Origin of the sequence: Streptomyces sp. NPDC059456, from assembly GCF_042750055.1 — a bacterium.
GTDB lineage: Bacteria > Actinomycetota > Actinomycetes > Streptomycetales > Streptomycetaceae > Streptomyces.
The window spans coordinates 1-1,101 of record NZ_JBHYVA010001157.1 but is presented as its reverse complement, the minus strand read 5'-3'; the positions used below and the strand labels follow the sequence as shown (position 1 = coordinate 1,101).

The following is a 1,101-nucleotide window of genomic DNA, read 5'->3' as shown; positions in this document are numbered from 1 at the left end:
GGGGCGGGGGGGGGCGGCGGGGGCGGCCCCGGGCGCCGGCCCGGCCCCCGCGCGCGGGCGCCGGCGCGGCCCCCGGGCCCGCCCACGGCTGCGGCGCGGGCAGTTGCGCCGCATCGGCGAGCGGCGCCGCGCCCAGCACCGCGGCCCGGTGCAGGCAGCGTGGAGCCAACAGGCAGGTGCAGTCGGCCTGTTCGGCCGAGGCGATCGCACCGGTCGGGCCCGGCCTGAGGGTGACGAGCGCGTCCTCGCCGAAGCGGACGCTCACGCTCCCGTCGTCGGCCCGGACGGCGCCCGCGGCACAGCCCTCGATGGCGGCGTCGAGCTTCTTGCGGAGTCGGGCGGTCAGGTTCTCGACGGCCTCGGCGAGGACCTCGGGTGCGACGGGCGGAAAGAGGTCGGTACTCAACGGGATTCTCCACGGAGGCGGTCGCCCACCCAGCGGGCGAGGGCGAGCGGACTGAGGGCGGCCACCGGCATGCCGGCCGCCACGAGCTGCCGGGCCACCGGGACCGAGTACCGGGGCGCCCCGGCGTCGTCGAGGGCGGCGCAGCCCATCAGGTGGGCCCCGGACGCGGCCAGCGCGCGGACTTCCCCGAGGAGTCCGCCGATCGGCGCGCCCTCCTCGAAGTCGCTGACCACGACGACGAGGGTGCGGCTGGGCACGGTGATCAGAGAGCGTGCGTGGGCGAGTCCCGCCGCGATGTGCGTACCGCCGCCGACGCGGACCTCCAGGAGCAGCGAGAGCGGGTCCTCGACCCGGTCGGTGAGGTCCACGACCTGGGTGGAGAAGGCCAGGAAGTGGGTGGACAGGGTCGGCACGCCGCCGAGGACGGCGGCGGTGAGCGCCGACCAGATGACCGAGGCCTCCATGGAGCCGGAGACGTCGACGACCAGGATCAGCCGCCAGTCGGCCTCGCGGCTCGCCCGGGTGCCGAACACGGGCCGTTCCGGGACGACGACCACCCGGCCGTCGTCGAGGCGGCGGGTGTGCGCGAGGTTGGCCCGCAGGGTGCGGGCCAGGTCGAGCCTGCCGCCGGGGCGGTGGGTGGGGCGCGGGGTGGCGAGTCCGGAGAGCGCCGGGCGCAGCGGGGTGGACAGCGC

Annotated in this window: 2 protein-coding genes; both read right to left on the bottom strand. The window is 77.7% G+C overall.

Going from position 1 to position 1,101, the window contains the following annotated elements; all coding sequences use genetic code 11:
* A partial coding sequence (locus tag ACFXA3_RS42900) for an SWIM zinc finger family protein (RefSeq protein ID WP_385197042.1) occupies positions 1 to 406 on the bottom strand: 406 nt, incomplete at its 3' end.
* The coding region (locus ACFXA3_RS42895; RefSeq protein WP_385197039.1) for a VWA domain-containing protein at positions 403 to 1,101 on the bottom strand (699 nt) is incomplete at its 5' end. The genes ACFXA3_RS42900 and ACFXA3_RS42895, both read right to left, overlap by 4 nt.